The organism is Streptomyces sp. NPDC003042 (genome assembly GCF_053591315.1).
Genome location: NZ_JBSFTP010000002.1, coordinates 78,990 through 99,466 on the forward strand (window position 1 = coordinate 78,990; position 20,477 = coordinate 99,466).

Genomic DNA, 20,477 nt, shown 5'->3' on the forward strand with positions numbered 1-20,477 from the left:
GTCGCGCCTAGACTCGGCGGCAGTGGATCCGCCATGAGCGGGCGGAGCCGAGGACGAGGGAGGGGGACACCGTGAAGCCGCAGCTACAGCCACAGCCACAGTCAGAGCCACAGCCAGAAGAACAGCCACGAGCACAGCCGCACCCGCTGTTGCTTCGCCGGGCCGCCGTGTTCCTTCCCGCCGCGGTCCCCCGCGAAGGGCGGGTCGCCTTCTGGTGCCCCGAGGGAGAGCCACTGCCCGAGGCCGGGACGCCGCAGACGCTCCAGGTGGTCCGGCCGCACGGCGACGGTGTGCGCACCCGCACCGTGCCCGCCGTGACCCTCTCCGTCGTGGCGGTCCTGCCCCTGCTCATACGGGCCGCCCGCAGCCCGGCCGCCCACCCCGCCACCCGTGCCTGGGGCACCGCCGCCGCGCAGGCGCTCGTCCTCACCGCGCGCGGCCGGCTCCTGCCCGGCCTCACCCCCGAAGGCGTGGACGCCTGGCGCGCCGGGCCGCTCGACGCCGAGGATGTCGGACACCTGCGCGCCATCGCCGCCGCCCTGCCCCACGAGGGGTACGCCACGCCGCTCGCCGGGCGCCGCCCGCTGACCCTGCCGGAACCGGAGGCGCTGGTCCGGGCGTTCCTCGACGCCGTCGCCGACAGCCTGCCCCGTACGCTGGCCGCGCCGTTCGCCGCCGGGAGACCGTTCGCCGCGCAGGAGCCCCAGCGGGTGCCCGGGATACAGGAGTGGGCCGCGCAGGTCGCGGCCGGCGCCGATGCCGGGGTGGGAATCTCGCTGCGGCTCGACCTGTCCTCCTTCCGCCTGTTCGACGAGGCCGAGGCGCCGGACGTCCGCCGGGCCGGGGCCGCCGTGGTCCAGGTGCACAGCCTCGCCGATCCGACCCTGGTGACCGACGCGGCGCAGCTATGGGCGGGCGCTGCCGCCGCCGGCTTCGGCCCGCGTGCCCGGATCGACGCCGTCCTCGCGCTGCGCCGGGCCGCCCGGGTCTGGCCGCCGCTGCTGCGCCTGCTCGACCAGCCGGTTCCCGATTCCCTGGCGCTCTGCGATCCCGAGCTGGAGGACCTGCTGGGCGTGACCGCGACCCGGCTGGCCGCGGCCGGGGTGCTGGTCCACTGGCCGCGCGAGCTGGCTCGTACGCTGTCCGCGACCGCCGTCGTACGCTCGACCGCGCCCGGATCCGCCACGGACGGCACGGCGTTCTTCGACGCGGCCGGGCTGTTCGCCTTCTCCTGGGAGCTCGCGCTGGGCGGCGACCGGCTCACCCCGGGCGAGATGGACGCGCTCGCGCAGGCACACCGGCCCGTGGTGCGGCTGCGCGACCAGTGGGTGCGGGTCGATCCCGAGCTGGTGCGCAAGGCGCGCAAGCGGGAGCTGGGGCTGCTGGACCCGGTGGACGCGCTGGCCACCGTACTGAGCGAGACGGCCGAGATCGACGGGGAGCAGGTGCGGGCGGTTCCGGTGGGAGCGCTGGCCGCCCTGCGGGACCGGCTGACCGGCGAACTGACCCCGATCGCGCCGCCCGCCACGCTGAAGGCCACGTTGCGCGACTATCAGCTGCGCGGGCTGGCCTGGCTGGACCTGATGACCTCGCTCGGTCTGGGCGGCTGCCTCGCCGACGACATGGGCCTCGGCAAGACGGTCACCCTCATCGCCCTCCACCTGCACCGCGACCACCCGGAGCCCACCCTCGTCGTCTGCCCGGCCTCGCTGCTGGGCAACTGGCAGCGGGAGATCGAGAGATTCGCGCCCGGCACCCCCGTACGCCGCTTCCACGGCGCGGGCCGCAGCCTGGACGGGCTGGCCGGGGGCTTCGTCCTCACGACGTACGGGACGATGCGCGCCGCAGCGGCCCGGCTGGCCGAGCAGAGCTGGGGCATGGTCGTCGCGGACGAGGCCCAGCACGTCAAGAACCCGCATTCGGCGACGGCGAAGGCGCTGCGCACGATCCAGGCCCCGGCCCGGGTGGCCCTGACGGGCACCCCGGTGGAGAACAACCTCTCGGAACTGTGGGCGCTGCTCGACTGGACGACGCCGGGACTGCTCGGCCCGCTCACCAGCTTCCGGGCCCGCCACGCGCGCCCGGTGGAGCACCAGCAGGAGGAGGACGGAGGCAACCAGGAGGCGGTGGCCCGACTGGCCGCGCTGGTCAGGCCGTTCCTGCTGCGTCGCAAGAAGTCCGACCCGGGTATCGCGCCCGAGTTGCCGCCGAAGACCGAGACCGACCATCCGGTGTCCCTCACCCGGGAACAGGTCTCGCTCTACCAGGCGGCGGTGGAGGAGGCGATGGCCGTGATCGAGGCGAGCGAGGGCATGGAGCGGCGCGGCATGATCATGAAGCTGCTGGCCTCGCTGAAGCAGATCTGCAACCACCCGGCTCAGTATTTGAAAGAGCACAGTTTGAAAGAGCACAGCTTCAAAGAGCACAGCCTGAAGCAGGAGGCGCCCCGGATCGCTCACCGCTCGGGCAAGCTCGCCCTGCTGGACGAGCTCCTGGACACGATCCTCGCCGAGGACGGCGCGGTGCTGATCTTCACCCAGTACGTGACGATGGGCCGGATCATCGAGCGGCACCTGTCCGCCCGGGGCATCTCCCACCAGTTCCTGCACGGTGGGACGCCCGTCCCCCGGCGCGAGGAGCTCGTGGACCGCTTCCAGTCGGGTGAGGTCCCGGTCTTCCTGCTCTCCCTCAAGGCGGCCGGTACCGGGCTGAACCTCACCCGCGCCGGGCATGTCATCCACTACGACCGCTGGTGGAACCCGGCCGTCGAGGAGCAGGCCACCGACCGGGCCTACCGGATCGGCCAGACCCAGCCCGTCCAGGTCCACCGGATCATCGCCGAGGGAACCGTCGAGGACCGCATCGCCGAGATGCTGGAGGCCAAGCGGGCCCTGGCCGACGCCGTCCTCGGCTCCGGCGAGTCGGCGCTCACCGAGCTGACCGACCGCGAGCTGGCCGATCTCGTCTCGCTGCGGAGGCCGGCGTGATCACCGCGCGCGACGACCGCCGCCGCACCTTCGAGACCGTGCCCGACGGGGAGGAGGCCGCGACCTGGTGGGGCAAGGCCTGGGTGGCCGCACTGGAGGAGCGTGCGCAGGACGCGGCCCGGCTGGCCCGCGGCCGTACGTACGCCACCGGGGGCCGCGTCGACGCGGTCACGATCACCCCCGGCCGGATCGTGGCGTACGTCCGGGGCAGTCGGCCCCGCCCGTACCGCACCGAGCTGGCCCTCGGCGCCTTCACCGACACCGAGTGGGCCGAGGTCCTGGAGACGGTGGCCGCGGATCCCGCGGCGCTCGCGGCGCTGCTGGAGAGGGAGGTCCCGCAGTCCCTCGCGGAGACGATCCTGCCCCTGGCGGGCGAGCTCGTGCCGCGCTGCTCCTGCCCCGACCTGGCCCGTCCGCCCTGCAAGCACGCCGCCGCCCTCTGCTACCGGGCGGCCCGGCTGCTCGACGAGGACCCCTTCGTCCTGCTGCTCCTGCGCGGGCGGGGGGAGCGGGAGCTGCTCGACGAGCTGGCCCGGCGCAGTGCCGCCCATGCCGCCCGTGAACAGCCCGGCGCCGCACCGGACTTCCCCGGCGTCCAGGCCCGCGCGGCCGTGGCCCGCACCAGCCTGCCCCCGCTGCCCGCTCCGCTCGCCGCGCCCACCGCCGTGGGCCTGCCGCCCGCCTACCCGTCCGACCCGGCCGCTCCGGACCCGCTGGCCCTGGACCAGCTCGCGACCGATGCCGCCGCCCGCGCCCTCGCCCTGCTCACCGCGGGAGCCGACCCGACCGGTGACCTCACCCTGTGGCAGGACGCCGTCCGGCTCGCCTCCGCGCATCCCACCGCCGGGCTCACCGGCCCCGCCCGCGCCCTCTACCGTGACCTGGCCCGGGCCACCGGCCGAAGCACCACCGACCTGGCCCGTGCCGCCGCCGCCTGGCGGCAGGGTGGCCTGCCCGCCCTGACCGTCCTCGACGAGCCGTGGGACCCTCCGGCCGGCCCCTTCGACCGGGCCGGCCCCGCCCTCGTGGCGGCCGGCCGGGGTTCCTTCCGCCCGGAGCGCAACCGCCTCACCTGTCACACCCGCCAGCTCCGCCTGAGCCGCGAGGGTCTCTGGTACGCCTACGAGTCCCGCCCGGACGACGACGACTGGTGGCCCACTCCCGCCACCCCCTCCCCGGACCCGGTCACCGCGCTCGCCCGCTGACGGACCGGCTCCGTCGCCCGTCAGGAGGAGCGAGTTCGCAGGGCAGAGCCAGCAACCGGGGGCCGGGACTCCGGGTCGCGACGCGACGTCCAGAGGGCTGGACGCATCCGGTGACTCGTGTAGCCGCGCAGGCCTGCGAAGGGGGAGCGGAAGGGGTTGAGCGGGCCGTCCACGTCAAGCAGGAGCCGCGGTCGTTCAGTCATGAAGTAAGTACTACCCAGTACACGATGGAGTGAAATGCCTACCGGCTCTATAACCCGAACGGGTTCAAGGGCGTTGTCTCCGGTGCGGGCGTGATGCCCGTAAACCCTCCGGAAGGCAGGAAAACTGATGCGTCACAGTCGTCGGAATGGCTTGATCGCGGCGATGGTCGCGGGCGGTGGACTGGCGGTCGCGGGGGTGGGCGGCCTCGCCCACGCCGATGCGGACGCGGGTGGGCGCACGGAGCGTTCGCCGGGGCTGCTCTCCGGGAACCTGGTGCAACTGCCCGTGCACACCCCGGTCAATGTGTGCGGCAACACGGTGAGCGTGATCGGCGTGCTCAACTCGGCCGCCGGGAACAGCTGTGGCAACGGGGCGCCCGGGGGCGGCGGGAATCTGGGGCCGGGGCCCTCGCATCCGGCTCCGCACCCGTCGAAACCCGGGGCCGCCGGCGGCGGAGGATCCGTGGCCGACGGGCGCGGAAAGGATTCGCCGGGGCTGCTCTCCGGCAACGGCCTCCAGCTTCCCGTGGAGTTGCCGCTGAACGTCAGCGGCAACGCGGTGAGCGTCGTCGGGGTCGGCAACAGCTCCCACGGGAACACCTCCGTCAACGGGCAGCCCCCCACCGGCGGCAAGCCGCCCCAGCCGCCCACCACCGAGCGGCCGGTGGCCCCGACCGCTCCGCCCACGGCGTCCGCCCCCTCCGCGGAGCCCCGCCCCATCTCGGCCCTCGCCCACACCGGATCCGACGGCGTCGGCTACCTGCTGCCCGGCGGCGGTGCGCTGCTGCTCGGCGGGGCACTGCTGTACCGCCGCTTCCGCCTCAACTAGCCGGGCGCCAGCCGTCCAGGACCGCGTCGATCCGTGCCGCCAGGCGGGCCCGGGCCGCGAAGCGGGGGATCCCCGCCATCAGCAGGGCGTCGTACTCGGTGTCGGTGTGCCGCACGGCCGCCCGTACGGCCATCGACACCGCCTGCTCGTCGAGGGCACGGCCGGCCGCGCTGCGCCCGACCCGGCCGCTGCCGCGCTGCGAGGCGTGAGCGGCGATGGCCTGGGCGCGGTCGGCCGGACACCCGGGGAACAGCCGCCGGATCTCGGCGGCGAAGGCCGCGGTGAACCGGGTGTCCTCGGCCGCACGGCGCAGCCGGTCGCGCTCCCGGCGGCGGGCCCGCGCCTCGGCGTCCGCGAGGCAGGCGCGCTCGGCGCGGGCCAGGGCCGCCTCCTCGACCAGCAGTCCCTGGCGTTCGTAGCGGCGGCGGCGCTTGTGCCGGCGCAGGACGACGGCGGAGAGCGAACTGGCCTCCCGGGCCCGTCGGGTGAGCGCTGCGTCGCCGCGCGGCAGGTAGACCAGGTGCCCGAGATCGGCGCAGTCCAGGCAGCGGGGCACCCCGGCTTCGCGGACGAGACGCCGGAGCGGGCCCTGGCGGCAGTCGGCGCAATGGATCTGCTTCCGCGACTCGAAAACGACGAGACTCATGACGAGGTGATACCGCCAACCGGTGCGTATATCACTTTACGGATATGGGTTGTTCGTCTTTCACCGACTCTCCCTCGACGCCATGATGTCCCCCTACCGTCAGTCAAGTGGGCAGCGGTGGGCTCACGGAGGAGGGCACATGGGTGGAAGGCAGGCGACGGCGCGGCGCCCGAGAGCGACGCGGACCTCGGACCTCATAGTCCGGGAGATCGTCATAGAGCCCGGTGGCTGCACGGGCTGGCACTACCACCGCGTGCTGCTGATGGCCGTGGTCAAGTCAGGGACACTGACCAGGATCCTGAGCGACGACTCGATCGAGGTGCACACGGCGGGGGACACCTTCGTCGAACCGGAGGGGATCGGGCACATACACCTCGGCCGCAACCTCGGCACCGAGCCGATCGTCCTCCAGGTGACCAGCCACCTCGCCGCGGACGCCGTCCTGTCGGTGCCCGTCGCGACCCCGCCCGGTGCTACGCCGTGCGGCTGCCCCGAGCATGACCGGTGAACCGCCCGGCTTGTACCGGGGCCGCTCAGACCAGTCGGCGTATCTCCCCGCGCACCCGGTAGAAGCCACCGGACGCGGGGTGCAGCCCGTCCACCACGTAGCGCGCCCCGGCCTCCCGGATGCCGCGCGGGAACTGCACGTTCCACGCGGGGTCGAAGCCACCCGACACCACCTGCACCCGCATCCGGCCGCCCTGCTGGACGCACTCGACCACCACCCCGCCGGCCGGGACCGCGGCCACCGAGACCGTCGCCACCGCCGAAGCCGAGGCCGCCGGGGTGAAGACCGGCAGGGCCGCCGCGGACTTCACATCCACCGGCGCCGGGACTGAGCCCTGCTGAGCCGCCGCGATCGCCGCCTCGCTCGCGTCCACGCACACCAGCGAGCCGTCCGTCGTGACCAGGTACAGCCGCCCGTCCAGGTACTGCATCGACAACGCCGCCCCGCTGCCCGTACCGAGCTTCCACAGCCGCTGCCCGTAGGAGTCGAAGCAGTACACCGACGAGGCGAGGTCACCGGCGAACACGTGCCGCCCGTCCGGCGAGGTCGCGCACGAGTAGACGGCCGCGTCGCACCGGTACGAGGCCTCCACCGCGCCCGTCGCCTTCGACAGCCGCTGCACGGTGTTGCGGCCGGTCCCCGCGTACACGGCGTCCTGCTCCTGCCAGCCGAACAGCACCGAACCGTTGGTGGCGGTGTGCCACAACTCGCCGCCGCCGTCGGGGGCGTAGGCCGTCACGCCCTGGCTGTGACCGTGGTAGACGGCCCGCTCGTCCGCCCGGACCATCCACGCGTTGGACCCGGCCGAACGCCGCGACCACTGGAACTCGTCCTCGTGGTCGATGACCGTCAGCCCGCCGTTGCGGTCGGACACGTTCAGCACGCCCTCGCGGATGTCGAGCCAGAAGATGTCCACGTCCGCCGCGATGTCGTACGCCCCGAACGGCACCTTGGACGACAGGTCGTACACCGTGCCGTCGTCGCACCCCGCGTATATCCAGAACTCGTCCGCCACCAGGCACTTGACCCCGTCCGGCAGCGAGTAGCGGGCCAGCACCTCGCCGGCGTGACTCACGGTGTAGACGTCCCCGGCCTGGTTGCCGACCCAGCAGCGGTCCTCGTCCACGTGGATGCCGAAGGCCGAGGAGCCGGTACGGAAGCGCCACAGCACCGGAGCCACCGCGCGCGCCGTCGAGGGCGCCGAGGTGACCTGGCGGCGGGTCACCGAGCGGGCGGCGCGGACACCGCGTACGGCGGGCGCGTACCCCTTGCGGACCTTCTCGCCGATCTTCTTCGCGGCGGCCGCACGGGCCTTGTCGGCGGTCGGGAAGGAGGAGCTCTGGAGCTGGCCGTCCGCGCCGATGCGGCCGTACCGCACGCGGACGGCGGTGCCGTCCACCGTGACCTCGTAGAACTTGTGCGCCGCGCCGTCCTCCTGCGACAGCTCCAGATACGTCGTCTCCCGAGCCATGACAGACCCCTCCCCGAAGGCCGGGCCGCCGGTTCCTGTCCCCGGTGATCCCTCGTGAAAAACGCTAAGGCCGACCACTGACAATGGGGTCGTGCAGCTGGAAGCGATCACCTGGCAGCGGATGGCCGAACGGCTCGCCGCTCACCTCGACGACCTGAACACGACGTCCGAGGAACCGAGTTGGCAGCGGGTGGGTATCGACGGCGCGCCCGCCGCGGGTACCGGCGTCCTCGCGGCGCACCTCGCCGGGGCGCTGCGTCCGCGCGGCCGTCCGGCCCTGGTGGTCGCGGCGGACGGGTTCCTGCGGCCCGCGTCGCTGCGGTTCGAGTTCGGGCGCGAGGACGTGGACGCGTACCTCGGCGGCTGGTACGACACCGGCGCGCTGTGGCGCGAGGTCTTCGGCCCGACCGATCCCGGGGGCAGCGGGCGGGTGCTGCCCGACCTCTGGGACCCGGTGACCGACCGGGCCACCCGCAGCCCGTACGCCGAACTGCCGCCGGGCGGTGTACTGATCGTGCACGGCCCGCTGCTGCTGGGGCACTGGTTCCCCTTCGACCTCAGCGTGCACATCAGCCTCTCGCCGGGGGCGCTGGCCCGGCGCACGGCGGAGTCCGAGCGCTGGACCCTGCCCGCGTACGCCCGTTACGCGCGGGAGACCGACCCCGCGGCGGCCGCCGACGTGCTGGTCAGGGCGGATGATCCGCGGCATCCGGCGTGGACCGGTGTAGGGGGCCGTCCGTAGCCGAACCGGCGCCGGCCCCCTCCCGCCGGGTCGGGCTACGGTCGACCGCCCAGCCTCGTGACCGCCTCGGCCGCCGCGCGGCAGCCCGCGCGGGCGGCCTCCGACGGGTTCGCGCCGGACAGGCGGGCGGCGAGGAAGCCGCCGGTGAAGGCGTCTCCGGCGCCCGTGGAGTCCACCGCCTCGGCGGGTTCCGCGTCGACCTCGGCGGTGATCCGGCCTCCCTCGGCGACCAGGGCTCCGCCCGCGCCGCGCGTGACCACCACCAGGGGTATCCGCCGGCTCAGTTCCGCCGCGGCCCGGGCCACTCCGGCCGGCTCCGGCAGGCCGGCCAGCAGCCGGGCCTCGTCCTCGTTGGGCAGGAGTACGCCGATCCCGGCCACGGCGGCCAGGAAGCGCTCGCGGCCCAGTGCGGCCAGGAACCCCGCCGAGGCGGGGTCCACGCTGACCGCGACCCCGTGCGTCCGCGCCGCCCGCAGCGCGACCAGGGCCAGCTCCCGGCTGGTGTCGGCGAAGAACAGGTATCCGGACAGGTGCAGGTGCGCGGCGCCGTCCAGCAGGGCGGGTGCCCAGTCGGCGGGGCACAGGCGCAGCGAGGCCCCGCTGTCGGTCAGGAAGGTCCGCTCCGCGTCCTTGCCGACCAGCGCCACGACCGTCCCGGTCGGCTCGGCCGGGTCGACCACGAGGCGGGGCCGGACTCCCGCCTCGACCAGGGCCCGCTCGTGCCACCGTGCCGAGTCGGAGCCGACCCGGGCGAGCAGGCGCACCTCCGCCGTGCCCGTGCGGGCGGCCCAGCAGGCTGCGTTGGCCCCGGCGCCGCCCGGCAGGGTGCGGATCCGGGCGGCGGTGTCGGTGGCCGGGTCGAGGGGTTCCGGGTGGACCGCCACGACGTCCGTGACCACGTCCCCGACGACCAGCAGCGCCCCCGGTCCGCCGGGTCGCGGCCCGGTCATGCCCGGGCCGCCCAGGCCTCCGCGATCCGGGCCCCCAGCCGCACGTTGCCCCGTACCGCCGCCAGGTTGGCCTCCAGGGAGGCGCCTGCGGTCGCCTCTACCAGGAACGCCAGCAGGAACGGTGTCACCGCCTGCCCCGTGATGCCCCGCTCCCGGCATTCGGCGAGCGCCTCGGCCAGGACCCGGTCGTGGAGCTGCGGATCCAGCTGCTCCGCCTCCGGGACCGGCTGCGCCACCAGGAGGGCGGACTCGGGGCCGTCGACGGCGTCCTGAGCGGCCATCACCGCGGCGACCTCCTGCGGGCTGTGCACCGTCCAGTCGACCGGCTCGCCGGAGTCGGCCAGGTAGAACCCGGGGAATCGCCGCGTCCTGTAGCCGAGCACGCCCACCCCGAGGGTTTCCAGCCGTTGCAAGGTGGCCGGCACGTCCAGGATCGACTTCACTCCGGCGCACACGACGGTGATGCGCGTCCGCGCGAGCAGCGACAGGTCCGCCGACTCGTCCTGCGACCGTGTCCACTCGCGGTGGACGCCGCCCAGCCCGCCCGTGGCGAACACCCGCAGCCCGGCCCGCGCGGCCAGGAAGGCGGTGGCGGACACCGTCGTCGCCCCGGTCGCTCCGGTCGCGAGGGCGGGAGCCAGGTCGCGGTGGCCGAGCTTGCGTACGCCGTCGCCGCCCGCGATCCGCTCCAGCCGCCCCTTGTCGAGGCCGGCGTACGCCACCCCGTCCACCACCGCGATCGTCGCCGGAACCGCCCCCTCGTCCCGGACCAGGGCCTCCAGTTCGAGGCCGACCGCCAGGTTGCGGGGCCGGGGCAGGCCGTGCGAGATGATCGTCGACTCCAGGGCGACGACGGGCCGCCCGGCGGCGAGCGCCTCGCGTACCTCTTCCGACAGGACCGGGACCTCGGATGCTCTGTGCTGTGGCATGTCCCCATCCATGGCACCGGATTCGCGCCCCCAAACGCGCCGCCCCCGCTCCGGCGTCAAGCTGTCCGAGTACCGTTCCTCCAGGGACCGCCGCGGCTTCTGCGACGAACGCGCCGCCCGCTACGACCTCACGTACGCGGACCGCGACGCGAGTCCCGCCCGCCGCTCCCGGACGTACGCGCCGCTCTGGCCGAAACGCCCCGGGCGCTCGACGCAATGACGCGCGCGGCGTCCCCGCGCTGGACGTTCTGGTCACCGCGCCCCGCCCGACGGTCGCAATAGGCTGACGCGCCATGAGCACCAGTGACCGCGGCCCCGCCGCCCCCGCCTCCTTCGCGGTGTCCGTCGCGGACGTCCCGGACGCCGAACTCGAAGCCGAGGACCTCGATCCCGGACAGATCGTCTCCGGCGCGCCCGTCGTCACCGGCAAGGTGCTGTGGGAGTCCGAGGACGGCTCGCAGATCCGGGGAATCTGGCAGATCACCCCCGGGGTGGTCACCGACACCGAAGCCGACGAACTGTTCGTGGTGGTCAGAGGCCGCGCCACCATCGAGGTCGCGGGCGGCGCGACCCTGGAGGTGGGCCCGGGTTCGGCCTGCGTCCTGCGGGAGGGCGACAAGACGACCTGGACGGTCCACGAGACGCTGCGCAAGGCCTACCACATCAACTGCTGAGGGCCTACGCGTCCCCGTCCGCCCCCTGCTTCACGGGCTGCGGGTGCCGTCGGGCGGTGAACAGGGCGAGCGCCGCCATCGGCAGCAGCAGTGCGGCGCCGATCGCGTTGAGCCAGCCGTACCCGGCCTGGGCCATGACCAGGCCGGCCGCCGCGCCGCCCACGCCGGCGGCCGTGTTCATCGTCAGGTCGCTCAGCCCCTGTACGGCGGGCCGTGCGGCCTGCGGCACCGAGTCGGTCAGCAGCGCCGAGCCGGAGACCATCCCGGCGGACCAGCCGAGGCCGAGCAGGAAGAGGCCGATCGCGCTCTGCGTGTGGCTCCCGTCGGCGGTGCCGGCGAGCAGCGCGGCGATCGACAGCAGCCCGGCCGCGAGGCCGATCACGGAGAGCCTGCCGAGCCGGTCGGCGAGCCAGCCCATGATCGGCGAGAAGGCGAACATGCCCGCGATGTGACCGCTGATCACCAGGCCGACGAGCTTCAGGTCGGCGCCGTGGTGGCCCAGGTCGACCGGGGTCATCACCATGATCGAGACCATGGTGGTGTGTGACACGGCGACGGTGACGAGCGCGAGCCGGGCCCGAGGGGAGGCCTTGACGGCGGCGAACCCGGCGCGCAGCGAGCGCCCTCGGCGGGTCTGCTCCTCGGGCGCGGCCAGCGCCCGGGCCGTCAGCAGCGGGTCCGGCCGCAGGAGTACGCCGATCAGCGCGCCGGTGAGTACGAAGACGGCGGCGGCCCACACGAAGGGCCCCGCCGTCTGGGGTATGGAGGTGCCGGCGAAGCTGTCGCTGGCCGGGGCCGAGAGGTTGGGGCCGAGCACCGCGCCGATGGTGGAGGCCCAGACGACCACGGAGATCGCGCGGGCCCTGCGGTCGGGCGCCGCGAGGTCGGCGGCGGCGAACCGGGCCTGGAGGTTGGCGGAGGAGGCGGCGCCGAAGGCGGCCATGCCGAGCATCAGCAGGGGGAAGTTCTTGATCGCGGCGGCCAGTACGACGAGGCCCGCGCCGGCGGCGCCGATCGCGTAGGCGACGACCAGCCCGGGCCGGCGCCCGCGCGAGGTCATCAGGGCGGCGAGCGGGAGCGAGAGCAGGGCGGTGCCGATCACCGAGGCGGTGGAGGCCAGGCCCGACAGCGCCTCGGTACCGCTGATCTCGGTGGCCAGCACCGGCGCCAGGGCGATGCTGATCGGCACCCCGAGGCCGCCCAGCATCTGGGAGGCGATCAGCACACCGGTGATCCTGCGCTGGATCCGGGGCAGCTCCGCCGGGCCGACCGGTGCGCCGGTCACGGGCGACGTCCCGGGTGAGGTCTCGGGCGTGGCGCTCATGCCGGGCACCCCCGTCGCGGGCACCGGGTGGCTGCGTACGGGGTGAGGCCTGATGCGGCACGAGTGGTCACTGCGGCAGTGTCCCATCCCTTACCGCGCGGGGGAACCCGGTCCCGGTGGGGCGGCCCGCCCCCGCAGCGGACCCCCGGGGCACGGAAACCGCAGGTCAGAACAGTGGCTGTGGAAGCACGCCCTCCAGCGCCAGCAGGATCCGCTTGGTCTCCACGCCGCCCCCGAAGCCCCCGATGCCGCCGTCGTTCTCCACCACGCGGTGGCAGGCCACGACCAGCGGCAGCGGGTTCGACCCCATGGCGTTGCCCACGGCCTGCGCCGCCCCCGGCTGCCCGACGCGGGCGGCCAGCTCCCCGTACCCGACGACCGATCCGTACGGCACCGAGCGGTCCAGCTCCAGCAGGACCCGGCGGTTGAAGCCGGAGCTGAGCCGCCAGTCCAGCGGCAGCTCGAAGCGCCGCAGCGAACCGGCGAAGTACGCGGTCAGCTGGCGTATCGGCTCGGCCAGCAGCACCTCCTCGCCCGGTGCCGGCCGCCGGGCGTCGGCGCCGAGCCGGGAGACCAGCGAGCCGATCATCTTCTCAGCCCGGTCCGGCCCGGCATGGAACTCGACCCGGACCAGACCCTCGGGGGTCGCGGCCAGGAGGAGGGACCCGATGCCGATGCTGCCGCTGGGGACGACGGTCCATTCGAGGTGCGGCCCGCGGGGCCGCTCGGTGCTGTCCACGCGTCCACGGTACGGCTCGCCTCCGACAACGCGGTCAGAATCCGCCCACCGCCTCCCGTACGACGTCCGGAGCGTTCGTGATGATCCCGTCCACGCCCATCTCCTGGACCTTGCGGGCCGTGGCCGCGTCGTCCACGATCCAGGTGTCCACCCCCATGACGTCCCCGTGGGCACCGCGCAGGTCGTGCACCGCCGCCACCCAGTCCGCCGAGATCGTTGTGTGCCACGGGTTGATCCGGTCGGTGAACTCGGCGTAGCGCGGCAGGTCGGCCACGGGCGGGGTGCCCAGGAAGGCCGTCACGAGGTCCGGACGCAGCCGGTGCACGATGCGTACGCAGTCGGCGCTGAAGCTCTGCACCACCAGGCGGCGGGTGACGTGCTGCTCGTCGAGCCAGCCCGCCTCGTCCAGCACCTTCAGGGTCTGCTCCTCGATCCCGGGGTAGAGCTCCGGCTTCTTGATCTCCAGCAGCAGCCGCTGCTGGTTGCGCCGCACCCGGTCCAGGTACTCCCGCAAGGTCGGCACCCCGGCGCCCGTGTACTCCCCGTCGCCGAACCAGCTCCCCGCGTCGAGCCGGGCGATCTCCGCGGCCGTGAAGTCCTTGACCCGCCAGGGCCCGCGGTCCGGGAACACCTCTTCCACATCCGTCGTGCGGGCCAGGGTGTCGTCGTGGACGACCACCAGCTCGCCGTCCCTGGTGCGCTGGACGTCGTTCTCGACCCAGGCGAAACCCAGCCGCATCGCCAGGTCGACCGCGGCCAGGGTGTTCTCCGGGGCGTACGCCGAAGCTCCCCGGTGGGCGTACACGACCGGCCCGGCGAACGCGCTCGGCCCGGCCCCGGCCCCCGCCCCGGCTGCGGAGGCGGCCGGTCCCGGCGCGGCGGACACGGCCGTCCCGCCGCCCAGCACGGTGAGGGTGAGGCCCAGGAAGGCGGCGGTGGCCGCGGCGGCCGGTCGGACGACGTACATGTGCGTTCTCCTCGGGTCGTGAACCCTGCTCCTGCCTCAAACGGGCGCGGCACGGCAGACGTTGCGGCGATGCACTGGATGCACTAACGGCGAGCGGTTCTACGGCGATCATGGGGTTGGAGATCACCGCGGCGCCACCGAACTACGACAAACGGACCAGGCCGGCGCTGACTGTCAGTGGGGGGCCGTACGGTTGACTCATGCGGCCCGTATCGAAGATCGAACGCACGGTGGCGCCTTTCGAGGTCGTCAGCTCCTACCAGCCCAGCGGCGACCAGCCGGCGGCCATCGCCGAGCTGGAGAAGCGCATCCGCGCAGGTGAGAAGGACGTCGTCCTGCTCGGCGCGACCGGCACGGGCAAGTCGGCGACCACGGCGTGGATGATCGAGAAGCTTCAGCGCCCCACCCTGGTGATGGCGCCGAACAAGACGCTCGCCGCCCAGCTGGCGAACGAGTTCCGCGAGCTCCTGCCGAAAAACGCCGTCGAGTACTTCGTCTCGTACTACGACTACTACCAGCCCGAGGCCTACGTACCGCAGTCGGACACCTACATCGAGAAGGACTCCTCGATCAACGAGGAGGTGGAGCGGCTGCGCCACTCCGCGACCAACTCCCTGCTGACCCGCCGCGACGTGATCGTCGTCGCGTCCGTGTCCTGCATCTACGGCCTCGGCACCCCGCAGGAGTACGTCGACCGGATGGTCTCCCTCAAGGTCGGGGAGGAGATCGACCGCGACCAGCTGCTGCGCCGCTTCGTCGACATCCAGTACACGCGCAACGACGTCGCCTTCACCCGCGGCACCTTCCGCGTGCGCGGCGACACCATCGAGATCTTCCCGGTCTACGAGGAACTGGCCGTCCGCATCGAGATGTTCGGCGACGAGATCGAGGCGCTCTCCACCCTCCACCCGCTGACCGGCGAGGTCATCAGCGAGGACCGCGAGCTCTACGTCTTCCCCGCGAGCCACTACGTGGCCGGTCCCGAGCGCATGGAGAAGGCGATCGCCGGCATCGAGGCGGAGCTCGCCTCGCGCCTCGCGGAGCTGGAGAAGCAGGGCAAGATGCTGGAGGCGCAGCGGCTGCGCATGCGCACCACGTACGACCTGGAGATGATGCGCCAGATCGGGTCCTGCTCCGGCATCGAGAACTACTCGCTGCACATGGACGACCGCGAGCGCGGCTCCGCGCCCAACACCCTCATCGACTACTTCCCCGAGGACTTCCTCCTCGTCATCGACGAGTCCCACGTCACGGTGCCGCAGATCGGCGCGATGTACGAGGGAGACGCCTCGCGCAAGCGGACCCTGGTCGACCACGGCTTCCGCCTGCCGTCCGCGCTCGACAACCGGCCGCTGAAGTGGGAGGAATTCCAGGAGCGCATCGGCCAGACCGTCTACCTGTCGGCCACGCCCGGCAAGTACGAGCTCTCGCGCGGCAAGGGCTTCGTCGAGCAGATCATCCGCCCCACCGGCCTGATCGACCCCGAGGTCGTGGTCAAGCCCACCGAGGGCCAGATCGACGACCTGGTGCACGAGATCCGCCGGCGCGTGGAGAAGAACGAGCGGGTCCTGGTCACCACCCTGACCAAGAAGATGTCCGAGGACCTGACGGACTACTTCCTGGAGCTCGGCATCCAGGTCCGCTACCTGCACAGCGACGTCGACACCCTGCGCCGCATCGAGCTGCTGCGCGAACTGCGCTCCGGCGAGTACGACGTCCTGGTCGGCATCAACCTGCTGCGCGAGGGCCTCGACCTGCCCGAGGTGTCGCTGGTGGCGATCCTCGACGCCGACAAGCAGGGCTTCCTGCGCTCGGGCACCTCGTTGATCCAGACCATCGGCCGCGCGGCGCGCAACGTCTCCGGCCAGGTCCACATGTACGCGGACACGATCACTCCGGCGATGGCGCAGGCGATCGACGAGACGAACCGCCGCCGGGAGAAGCAGGTCGCGTACAACACGGCCCACGGGATCGACCCGCAGCCGCTGCGCAAGAAGATCAACGACATCGTCGCCACCATCGCCCGCGAGGAGCTGGACACCGAGGAACTGCTCGGCACCGGCTACCGGCAGGCCAAGGACGGCAAGGTGGTGGCCGTGGCGCCGGTCCCCGCGCTGGGCGGCAAGGCGGCTCAGGCCAAGGCGGGCAAGGGCGCCAGGGGGGCCAAGGGCGCCAAGGCGGCCGAGGTGCTCACCGACCGGCCCGCCGCCGAACTGGCCGCGCTGATCGAGCAGATGACCGAGCGGATGAGGGGCGCGGCAGCGGAGCTGCAGTTCGAGGTGGCGGCCCGGATCCGGGACGAGGTGGGCGAGCTGAAGAAGGAGCTTCGGCAGATGAAGGAAGCGGGCCTCGCCTGACTCGGGGGCTGTCAGTAGGGTTGGGGCACAGTCGCAGGTACACGCGGCGCGCTCGTTATTGGGGCGGGCTATGGAGAGGGGACATCGCGTGACGGTCAACATGACCAAGGGTCAGGCCATCAGTCTGCAGAAGGCGGACGGCGGCACGCTGACCGCGGTCCGGATGGGCCTCGGCTGGCAGGCTGCCAAGCGCCGTGGGCTGTTCGGCTCGCGGACCCGGGAGATCGACCTGGACGCGTCGGCGGTGCTCTTCGCCGACAAGCAGCCCGTGGACGTCGTGTTCTTCCGGCACCTGCAGAGCGATGACGGCTCTGTCCGGCACACCGGCGACAACCTCGTCGGCGGCGTCGGTCAGGGTGGGGACGACGAGGCCATCCTCGTCGACCTCCAGCGCGTGCCGGTGCACATCGACCAGATCGTCTTCACGGTGAACTCGTTCACCGGCCAGACCTTCCAGGAAGTGCAGAACGCGTTCTGCCGCATCGTCGACGAGACCAACGGCCAGGAGATGGCCCGTTACACCCTCGACGGCGGCGGCCAGTACACCGCGCAGATCATGGCGAAGGTATCGCGTGTCGGCAGCGGCTGGCAGATGACGGCCCTCGGAAACCCGGCCAACGGCCGGACCTTCCAGGACCTGATGCCGTCGATCCTGCCGCACCTGTAGCAGTACCGGACAAGAGAAGAAGGCACGGGGGAGGGGCTGCACGATGACGGCCGAACTGGTCCGGGGGCAGAACCACCCCGTGTCCCACAGCCGGGTGGAGGTCAGGGTTTCGGCGGGCGCGCCCGTGCTCGCCCTGGCCTCGCTGGCGGACGAACGGGGCCGGTTCTCCGGCCCCGGGGTCCTCGCGCACCCGGGGGCCCCGTCGCTCCCCGGGCTTCAGGTGCCCGCGGGGCTCGCCGACCGGCACACCTTCGCGGTCGACCTCGACGCCGTCGCGGCGGACGTCCACAAGATCGGCGTGGTCCTCGTCCTGCCGCCCGGCGGCCCGGTCCGCTTCGGCGCGGTCCCGGCGTCGTACGTCGCGGTGGCGGGCGAGGGCGGAGCCGAGCTCGCCGGCTTCACCCTGACGGGCCTGGAGAGCGAGACCGCCGTGGTGGCCCTGGAGCTGTACCGGCGCCAGGACGCCTGGAAGGTACGGGCCGTCGGCCAGGGATACGCGGACGGCCTCGGCGCCCTGCTCGTCGACGGCGGACTGGCCGCGCCCGAGGCCACCGCGCTGGCCGCCGCCGCCCTCAAGGCGGCCGCACCGGCCGCGCGGAGCGGCGAGGGCGACCGCACCTTCGCCTCCCGGCCCGGACAGCCGCGGAATCTACGCGGCTCGCGCGACGCCGCCCCGCAGGAGCCCACGCCTGCCACCACCCCGCTGGATCCGGGCCCCGCGCCCGTCTCCGCGCCCGCCTCCGGCGCCACCGTCGCGGACGCGGCCGGCGGCCCGCCCACCGTCGACTACGCCCACCCGCGCCGCCGCCGTACCAGCGCCGAGCCGCCCGAACCGGCGCCCCGGCCGGCCCCCGCTGCCGAGCCGGGCCAGTACCCGCGCCCCGTCGCCGGGGACGCCGACGGCTGGTCCATGGAGGAGCGGCTCTACAACCAGGTCTGGGGCATGTTCGAGGACCTGGCCCGCACCGTCGCCGCCTACCGCAGCGCCGTCGACTTCGCCGACTCGCGCCTCGACCGCGAGCTCGACGCGGCCCTGTCCGACCCCCGCGACCGGCTCGCGGGCTCCGGCAACGCCGCCCGCGACACCGCCCGCGCCCGCCGCGACGAGCTGGTCGCCCAGGCACGGGCCGTGCTGGACCGGGACCTGGCCCAGCTGGTCGCCGAGTCCGAGGTGGTCGAGCCCGCGCTGCCGGCCGCGTACGCCCGTTGGGACAACCCCGTCTGGCACGGCCAGGGCTCGGGCACGCCCGAGGAGGGCCCGCTGGCGCTGCGCCTGGGCGACCTGACCCTGCCCGAGCGGCCCGACCTGCGGATCCCGATGCTGATGCGGTTCCCGCTGGAGCGGGGCCTGTGGATCGACAACGGCCGCACGGGCTCCGAGGCCGCCATGGCGATGGACACCGACCGGTTGCGCCGCGCCGCCATGGACATGGCCGTGGCGCACGCCGTACGGCTGCTCGCCGTCCACCCCGCGGACCGGTTCTCCCTCCACGTCATCGACGCGGCCGGGGCGGGCGCCGCCTCGCTGGCCCCCCTGGTACGCGCCGGGGTGCTGGCCGCGCCGCCCGCCGCCGGGGCCGCCGGGGTCACCCAGACCCTGGCGCAGCTGACGCGGCGGGTGGACCTCGTACAGATGGCACTGCGCGCCGGCGCTCCGGAGGACTTGCCGCCGGATGTGGACCGGGCCGAGCAGCTGGTGCTCGTGCACGACTTCCCGCACGGTTTCGACGACCGCGCCGTGACGCAGCTGCGCTACCTGGCAGACGAGGGCCCGGCGGTAGGCGTGCACCTGCTGATGGTCGCGGACCGTGACGAGGCCTCGGCGTACGGGCCGCTGCTGGATCCGCTGTGGCGCTCGCTGATGCGGCTGTCACCGGTGCCGGACAACCATCTCGCCGACCCCTGGGTCCACCACGCCTGGACCTTCTCCCCGGATCTGCCCCCGCAGGGCAGCCGGGTGCTGGACCAGGCATTGGAGCGGATAGCGCGGGCCCGGCGCACCGCCCGGCCCTGACGGCGGGCGGGGGCCGGAAAACCCTGCGATGACCAGTCCTTGGCCATCCCTTTACCTTTTCCGGCTCCGGCGGGTACCCTGGTGAACGCGGAGGGGAGTATTCCTGCTTGCCTGCTACGGCGTACCCGTCAATACGGACCGCATTCGGTCCCGGGGCGCCGGCCCGTGGCCTCCAGGCCGGCCGGGTGGAAGAGACCTCCGGCAGCGATGACGCTGACCATGTGCTGAGCCATCTGCCGGAGGCGGGTAAATAGTGGATGTTTCGTTGACCCTATGGGTGCTGACCATTGCCGGTCTGGGCGTCCTGATCGGCGCCGACTTCTTCATCGGCCGCAAGCCCCACGACGTTTCCATGAAGGAAGCGGGCATCTGGACCGTCGTCTGGGTCGCCCTCGCTGTGCTCTTCGGCCTCGGCCTGCTGTTCTTCGGCAACGGCCAGGCCTCGCAGGAGTTCTTCGCCGGCTTCATCACCGAGAAGTCGCTGAGCGTGGACAACCTCTTCGTCTTCGTGCTCATCATGGCGAAGTTCTCGGTGCCCTCCCACCTCCAGCAGCGCGTGCTGCTGATCGGTGTGCTGATCGCCCTGGTCCTGCGCGCGATCTTCATCGCGGCGGGCGCCGCGATCATCACCAACTTCTCGTGGGTCTTCTACATCTTCGGCGCGTTCCTGATCTACACCGCGTGGAAGCTGATCCAGGAGGCGCTGAAGGACGACGAAGAGGAGGAGTTCGAGGAGAACCGTCTCCTCAAGTCGATCGAGAAGAAGTTCGGCGTCGCCGACCGCTACCACGGCACCAAGCTCTTCATCCGGAACAACGGCAAGCGCGTCCTGACCCCGCTGATGGTCGTGATGCTCGCCATCGGAACCACCGATGTGCTGTTCGCCCTGGACTCGATCCCCGCGATCTTCGGTCTCACCCAGGACCCGTACATCGTCTTCACCGCCAACGCCTTCGCCCTGATGGGGCTGCGCCAGCTGTACTTCCTGATCGGCGGTCTGCTCAAGAAGCTGGTCCACCTCAGCTTCGGCCTCTCCGCCATCCTCGGGTTCATCGGCGTCAAGCTCGTGCTGCACGCCCTGCACGAGTCCGGGCTGCACGTCCCGCAGATCTCCATCCCGGTCTCCCTGGGTGTCATCTGCGGTGTCCTGGTGATCACCACCGTCACCAGCCTGATGGCCTCGAAGAAGCAGGCGGCGGCCGAGGCCGCCACCCGCTCGGAGAGCATCGACGCGTAACGAGACCTACGGGTCTACGGATCTACGG

At 73.0% G+C, this 20,477-nt stretch carries 18 protein-coding genes; 11 read left to right on the forward strand and 7 right to left on the reverse strand.

Going from position 1 to position 20,477, the window contains the following annotated elements:
- The first annotated feature begins 146 nt into the window (after positions 1–146).
- From ACWDYJ_RS01685 to ACWDYJ_RS01695, 3 genes are all read left to right on the forward strand, one after another.
- Entirely contained in the window at positions 147–2,987 is a 2,841-nt protein-coding gene (locus ACWDYJ_RS01685; protein WP_451563576.1) for an SNF2-related protein, read from the forward strand.
- Complete coding sequence (locus ACWDYJ_RS01690) at positions 2,984–4,192, forward strand: SWIM zinc finger family protein (protein WP_451563433.1); 1,209 nt, start codon at positions 2,984–2,986, stop codon at positions 4,190–4,192. Before ACWDYJ_RS01685 ends, ACWDYJ_RS01690 begins: the two co-directional genes overlap by 4 nt.
- A gap of 330 nt (positions 4,193–4,522) precedes the next feature.
- Entirely contained in the window at positions 4,523–5,224 is a 702-nt protein-coding gene (locus tag ACWDYJ_RS01695) for a chaplin family protein (protein WP_451563434.1), read from the forward strand.
- Here the strand turns inward: ACWDYJ_RS01695 and ACWDYJ_RS01700 are convergent.
- Complete coding sequence (locus tag ACWDYJ_RS01700; RefSeq protein WP_451563435.1) at positions 5,217–5,870, reverse strand: DUF2293 domain-containing protein; 654 nt, start codon at positions 5,868–5,870, stop codon at positions 5,217–5,219. The genes ACWDYJ_RS01695 and ACWDYJ_RS01700 overlap by 8 nt on opposite strands.
- Before the next feature lie 139 nt (positions 5,871–6,009).
- Here ACWDYJ_RS01700 and ACWDYJ_RS01705 point away from each other — a divergent pair, with 139 nt between their 5' ends.
- Positions 6,010–6,378, forward strand: a complete 369-nt coding sequence (locus tag ACWDYJ_RS01705) for a cupin domain-containing protein (RefSeq protein ID WP_451563436.1) — start codon at positions 6,010–6,012, stop codon at positions 6,376–6,378.
- A gap of 25 nt (positions 6,379–6,403) precedes the next feature.
- On the opposite strand, the gene ACWDYJ_RS01710 is transcribed toward ACWDYJ_RS01705, so the two are convergent.
- Positions 6,404–7,849 carry a WGR domain-containing protein gene (locus tag ACWDYJ_RS01710; protein WP_451563437.1) on the reverse strand — a complete coding sequence of 482 codons (1,446 nt, stop codon included), beginning with the start codon at positions 7,847–7,849 and terminating at the stop codon, positions 6,404–6,406.
- Positions 7,850–7,940: 91 nt separating this feature from the next.
- Between ACWDYJ_RS01710 and ACWDYJ_RS01715 the strand changes: the two genes are divergently transcribed.
- Positions 7,941–8,591, forward strand: coding sequence for a uridine kinase (locus tag ACWDYJ_RS01715; protein ID WP_451563438.1), 651 nt, complete (start codon positions 7,941–7,943; stop codon positions 8,589–8,591).
- Positions 8,592–8,626: 35 nt separating this feature from the next.
- Here the strand turns inward: ACWDYJ_RS01715 and ACWDYJ_RS01720 are convergent, their stop codons facing one another.
- Both ACWDYJ_RS01720 and ACWDYJ_RS01725 read right to left on the reverse strand, forming a co-directional pair.
- On the reverse strand, positions 8,627–9,541 hold the full coding sequence (locus ACWDYJ_RS01720) for a carbohydrate kinase family protein (protein ID WP_451563439.1): 915 nt from the start codon (positions 9,539–9,541) through the stop codon (positions 8,627–8,629).
- A complete protein-coding gene (locus ACWDYJ_RS01725) occupies positions 9,538–10,470 on the reverse strand; it encodes a pseudouridine-5'-phosphate glycosidase (RefSeq protein WP_451563440.1) in 933 nt (310 codons plus the stop codon). Before ACWDYJ_RS01725 ends, ACWDYJ_RS01720 begins: the two co-directional genes overlap by 4 nt.
- A 10-nt stretch (positions 10,471–10,480) precedes the next feature.
- Here ACWDYJ_RS01725 and ACWDYJ_RS01730 point away from each other — a divergent pair, with 10 nt between their 5' ends.
- Positions 10,481–10,690: a hypothetical protein gene (locus ACWDYJ_RS01730; RefSeq protein ID WP_451563441.1), complete on the forward strand. Its 210-nt coding sequence runs from the start codon at positions 10,481–10,483 to the stop codon at positions 10,688–10,690.
- Positions 10,691–10,763: 73 nt separating this feature from the next.
- On the forward strand, positions 10,764–11,144 hold the full coding sequence (locus tag ACWDYJ_RS01735) for a cupin domain-containing protein (RefSeq protein ID WP_451563442.1): 381 nt from the start codon (positions 10,764–10,766) through the stop codon (positions 11,142–11,144).
- 4 nt (positions 11,145–11,148) lie between these two features.
- On the opposite strand, the gene ACWDYJ_RS01740 is transcribed toward ACWDYJ_RS01735, so the two are convergent.
- The 3 genes from ACWDYJ_RS01740 to ACWDYJ_RS01750 form a co-directional block, all read right to left on the reverse strand.
- Entirely contained in the window at positions 11,149–12,468 is a 1,320-nt protein-coding gene (locus ACWDYJ_RS01740; protein ID WP_451563443.1) for an MFS transporter, read from the reverse strand.
- A gap of 166 nt (positions 12,469–12,634) precedes the next feature.
- Positions 12,635–13,207 carry a methylated-DNA--[protein]-cysteine S-methyltransferase gene (locus ACWDYJ_RS01745; protein ID WP_451563444.1) on the reverse strand — a complete coding sequence of 191 codons (573 nt, stop codon included), beginning with the start codon at positions 13,205–13,207 and terminating at the stop codon, positions 12,635–12,637.
- A 34-nt stretch (positions 13,208–13,241) separates the two neighbouring features.
- Positions 13,242–14,174, reverse strand: a complete 933-nt coding sequence (locus tag ACWDYJ_RS01750; protein ID WP_451563445.1) for a glycerophosphodiester phosphodiesterase — start codon at positions 14,172–14,174, stop codon at positions 13,242–13,244.
- Between the two features lie 200 nt (positions 14,175–14,374).
- On the opposite strand from ACWDYJ_RS01750, the gene uvrB reads away from it, so the two are divergent.
- The 4 genes from uvrB (at position 14,375) to ACWDYJ_RS01770 (ending at position 20,449) form a co-directional block, all read left to right on the forward strand.
- Positions 14,375–16,531 (forward strand): excinuclease ABC subunit UvrB, encoded by a 2,157-nt coding sequence (uvrB, locus tag ACWDYJ_RS01755; RefSeq protein ID WP_451563446.1) that lies wholly within the window; start codon positions 14,375–14,377, stop codon positions 16,529–16,531.
- 88 nt (positions 16,532–16,619) lie between these two features.
- A complete protein-coding gene (locus tag ACWDYJ_RS01760; protein WP_451563447.1) occupies positions 16,620–17,198 on the forward strand; it encodes a TerD family protein in 579 nt (192 codons plus the stop codon).
- 43 nt (positions 17,199–17,241) lie between these two features.
- Positions 17,242–19,212, forward strand: a complete 1,971-nt coding sequence (locus ACWDYJ_RS01765) for a TerD family protein (RefSeq protein WP_451563448.1) — start codon at positions 17,242–17,244, stop codon at positions 19,210–19,212.
- Between the two features lie 253 nt (positions 19,213–19,465).
- Positions 19,466–20,449 carry a TerC/Alx family metal homeostasis membrane protein gene (locus ACWDYJ_RS01770; protein WP_451563449.1) on the forward strand — a complete coding sequence of 328 codons (984 nt, stop codon included), beginning with the start codon at positions 19,466–19,468 and terminating at the stop codon, positions 20,447–20,449.
- Positions 20,450–20,477 lie beyond the last annotated feature (28 nt).

Excerpts from the sequence above, each read along its gene's own strand:
- ACWDYJ_RS01695 (WP_451563434.1), top strand. The coding sequence starts at position 4,523 with ATGCGTCACAGTCGTCGGAATGGCTTGATCGCGGCGATGGTCGCGGGC.
- ACWDYJ_RS01700 (WP_451563435.1), bottom strand. The coding sequence starts at position 5,870 with ATGAGTCTCGTCGTTTTCGAGTCGCGGAAGCAGATCCATTGCGCCGAC.
- ACWDYJ_RS01705 (WP_451563436.1), top strand. The coding sequence starts at position 6,010 with ATGGGTGGAAGGCAGGCGACGGCGCGGCGCCCGAGAGCGACGCGGACC.
- ACWDYJ_RS01710 (WP_451563437.1), bottom strand. The coding sequence starts at position 7,849 with ATGGCTCGGGAGACGACGTATCTGGAGCTGTCGCAGGAGGACGGCGCG.
- ACWDYJ_RS01720 (WP_451563439.1), bottom strand. The coding sequence starts at position 9,541 with ATGACCGGGCCGCGACCCGGCGGACCGGGGGCGCTGCTGGTCGTCGGG.
- ACWDYJ_RS01725 (WP_451563440.1), bottom strand. The coding sequence starts at position 10,470 with ATGCCACAGCACAGAGCATCCGAGGTCCCGGTCCTGTCGGAAGAGGTA.
- ACWDYJ_RS01730 (WP_451563441.1), top strand. The coding sequence starts at position 10,481 with ATGGCACCGGATTCGCGCCCCCAAACGCGCCGCCCCCGCTCCGGCGTC.
- ACWDYJ_RS01735 (WP_451563442.1), top strand. The coding sequence starts at position 10,764 with ATGAGCACCAGTGACCGCGGCCCCGCCGCCCCCGCCTCCTTCGCGGTG.
- ACWDYJ_RS01740 (WP_451563443.1), bottom strand. The coding sequence starts at position 12,468 with ATGAGCGCCACGCCCGAGACCTCACCCGGGACGTCGCCCGTGACCGGC.
- ACWDYJ_RS01750 (WP_451563445.1), bottom strand. The coding sequence starts at position 14,174 with ATGTACGTCGTCCGACCGGCCGCCGCGGCCACCGCCGCCTTCCTGGGC.
- uvrB (WP_451563446.1), top strand. The coding sequence starts at position 14,375 with ATGCGGCCCGTATCGAAGATCGAACGCACGGTGGCGCCTTTCGAGGTC.
- ACWDYJ_RS01765 (WP_451563448.1), top strand. The coding sequence starts at position 17,242 with ATGACGGCCGAACTGGTCCGGGGGCAGAACCACCCCGTGTCCCACAGC.